This window comes from Streptomyces olivaceoviridis, assembly GCF_014650115.1.
GTDB lineage: Bacteria > Actinomycetota > Actinomycetes > Streptomycetales > Streptomycetaceae > Streptomyces > Streptomyces olivaceoviridis.
Window position 1 is genome coordinate 1 of sequence record NZ_BMUI01000088.1, and the last position, 3,471, is coordinate 3,471.

The window sequence follows — 3,471 nt, forward strand, 5'->3', positions numbered from 1 at the left end:
CCGCCGACCAGTCGACATGCGTCGACGGCTCGTCCACGTGCAGGGTCCTGGGCAGCACCCCGTGCCGCATCGCCAGCACCATCTTGATCACACCGGCCACACCGGAGGCCAGCTGCGTGTGGCCGATGTTGGACTTGACGGAGCCCAGCCAGAGTGGTTCCTCCCGGTCCTGTCCGTACGTGGCCAGCAGCGCCTGCGCCTCGATCGGGTCACCGAGCGTCGTGCCCGTGCCGTGCGCCTCGACGGCGGACACGTCGGACGGCTTCAGCCCGGCACTGGCCAGCGCCTGCCGGATCACCCGCTGCTGCGCGAGGCCGTTCGGCGCGGACAGGCCGTTGGAGGCGCCGTCCTGGTTGATGGCGCTGCCCCGGATCACCGCCAGCACCGGATGCCCGTTGCGCCGCGCGTCCGACAGCCGCTCCAGGACCACCATGCCGACACCCTCGGACATGCCCATGCCGTCGGCAGAGGCGGCGAACGCCTTGCAGCGGCCGTCCTCGGCGAGGCCGCGCTGTCGGCTGAAGCCGACGAAGCCCTCCGGGTTGGCCATCACGGTGACACCGCCGGCGAGGGCGAGCGAGCACTCGCCCGAGCGCAGCGCCTGACTCGCCAGGTGCATCGCCACCAGCGACGACGAACACGCCGTGTCGACGCTGACCGCGGGACCCTCCAGACCGAAGGTGTACGCGATCCGGCCGGACGCCACGCTGGCGGAGCCGCCCGTGACCATCTGGCCCTCGAGCCCTTCCGGGACCTCGGCGTTGGCGCCGTAGCCCTGGTAGCCGTTGCCGACGAAGACGCCGGCCCGCTCGCCGCGCTGGCTCTCCGGGTCGATACCGGCCCGCTCGAACGCCTCCCACGCGGTCTCCAGCAGCAGCCGCTGCTGCGGGTCCATCGTGAGCGCCTCACGCGGGCTGATACCGAAGAACAGGGGGTCGAAGTCGCCCGCCGCGTCCAGGAAGCCGCCGTGCCGGGTGTACGACGTGCCGGGCCTGTCAGGGTCCGGGTCGTAGAGGCCGTCCAGGTCCCAGCCGCGGTCGGTCGGGAAGTCGGAGATGACGTCGCCGCCCGCGCGCAGCAGTTCCCACAGCTTCTCCGGGGTGTTGACGCCGCCCGGGAACCGGCAGGCCATCCCCACCAGTGCGATCGGCTCGTTCTCGGCCGCGACCACGACCGTGGCCGCCGGGGCGGCGGTGTCCTGGGTCAGCTCCGCACGCAGGTGGCGGGCGATGGCGTGGACGTTGGGGTGGTCGAAGACGACCGTGGTGGGCAGCCGCAGGCCGGTCGCGGCGTTCAGCCGGTTGCGCAGCTCCACCGCGGTGAGCGAGTCGAAGCCGATGTCCCTGAAGGCGCGCTTGGGATCGACCGCGTCACCGCCGGAGTGGCCGAGGACCGAGGCCACCTGTTCGCGTACGAGCGTGACGAGCTCGCCCTCGGAAAGGGCAGCGGTCGTCGGCGCGGTGACCGGGCTTTCCTGCTTGGCGAGGGCCGCCACCTCCGGTATCTCGTCCAGCAGCGGGCGAGGACGGGCGGAGGTGAAGACCGGCGCGAAGCGCGACCAGTCCACCTCGGCGACCGCGAGGACCGTCTCGTCGTCGTCCAGGGCCCGCTGAAGTGCCGAGACCGCGAGCTGCGGGTCGATGAACGGCAGGCCCTGGCGCCGGACCCGGTCCATGTCGAGGCCACCGGGCATGGTGGCGGCATCCGCCAGGTTCGGGGTGTTCCAGATGCCCCAGGCGATGGACGTGGCCGGCACGCCGCGGCCCCGCAGGTGCTCGGCGTAGGCGTCGAGGAAGGCGTTGGCGGCGGCATAGGCGCCGTGGTCGCCGCTGCCCCAGACCCCGGCGATGGAGGAGAAGAGGATGAACGCGTCGAGGTCGGGCAGCAGCTCGGCCAGGTGGACCGCGCCGGCCGTCTTGGCGTGCACGACGTCCTCGAACTCGGTCAGCGAGGTGTCGGCCAGGGACGCGATCTGGATGAGGGCCGCGGCGTGCACGACCACGCGGACCGGGGTGCCCTCCCCGGCGAGCCTCGCCACCAGGTCGGCCACCGCCGCACGGTCGGTGACGTCACAGCCCGTGTAGTCGAGCCGGGTCCCCGCCTCGGCGAGTTCCGCGGTGAGTTCCGCGGCGCCGGGCACGTCCGCGCCGCGGCGGCTCGCCAGCACCAGGTGCTCGGCGCCCGCGGCGGCCAGCCAGCGGGCGATGTACGGGCCGACGGCGCCGGTGGCCCCCGTGACCAGAACCGTGCCCCGCGGGCGCCAGGCGCGCCGGGCGGGCCTGCCGTCCGGCAGCGCGCGGGCGAGGCGGCGCACCAGTGTGGTGTGCGCGCGGATCGCCCACTGGTCCTCGTCGCCGCCACCGGCGAGCACGTCGCAGAGCGCGGCGGCGGACCGGTCGTCGTAGTCGGGGGGCAGATCGGCCAGACCGCCCCAGAACTCCGGGTGCTCCAGGCCGATGACCCGGCCGAGGCCCCACACCGCCGCCTGCGCGGGATGCCGCGGTCCGGCGTCGTCGGCCGCGGACGTGGCGCCGTGGGTGAGGCACCACAGCGGCGCGGTCCAGCGGAGGTCGTCGAGCGCCTGGGTGAGCACGGTGGTGAGGGCCAGGCCCGTGGTCAGGCCCGGGTGGGCCGGGTCTGGCCGCTCGGCCAGCGCCAGCAGCGACAGCACGCCGTCCGGCTGCGGTCGCTCGCCCAGCGCCGTGACCAGGTCCTTCCGGCCGGTCCCGGCGGGGACGACGTGCTCGGCGACCTGTGCGCCGCGCTCGGTGAGGGCGCGCAGCACGCCCGTCACCCAGGCTTCCTCACGGCATCCCTCCGGGACGATCAACAGCCATCTGCCCGCCAGGGGGCGGGCGGCGGGCGTGGCCGGGCGCCACGTGACGCGGTAGCGCCAGGAGTCCGTGGAGACCTCGGGCGACGGCGGCGCCACCCAGTACCGCTCGCGCTGGAACGGATAGGTGGGCAGGGCCACCCGCCGGCCGCCCGGGTACAGCGCCGCCGCGTCCACCTCCGCTCCGTGTGCCCACGCCGTACCGAGCGACGTCAGGAAGCGGTGCATGCCGCCGTCGTCGCGGCGCAGGGTGCCGACCGCCAGTACCGGAGTGTCATCGTTGGCGTGCTCGGTGGTCTCCTGGATTCCCGTCGTGAGGACGGGGTGTGCGCTGACCTCGACGAAGATGTCGTGCCCGGCGGTCGCGAGGCTCCGCACGGCGGTTTCGAACCGCACCGGCCGGCGCAGGTTGCGGAACCAGTACCCCGCGTCGAGTTCCTCCCCGGTGAGCCACTCCGCATCCACCGTGGAGAAGAACGGCACCGTGGCCGGCCGGGGGGAGACCCCCTCCAGCACCCGCAGGATCTCCTCACGGATCTCCTCCACCTGTGCGGAGTGCGAGGCGTAGTCCACCGGGATGCGCCGGGCCCGCTCCACCCGGCCCAGGACCTCCTCCAGACCGGCCGGGTCGCCGGCGA

1 protein-coding gene is annotated in these 3,471 nt (G+C 74.0%); it reads right to left on the reverse strand.

The features are described 5' to 3' along the window. Positions 1-3,471 (reverse strand): type I polyketide synthase (locus tag IE273_RS42945; protein ID WP_189820535.1); only part of this gene is annotated, 3,471 nt, incomplete at both ends.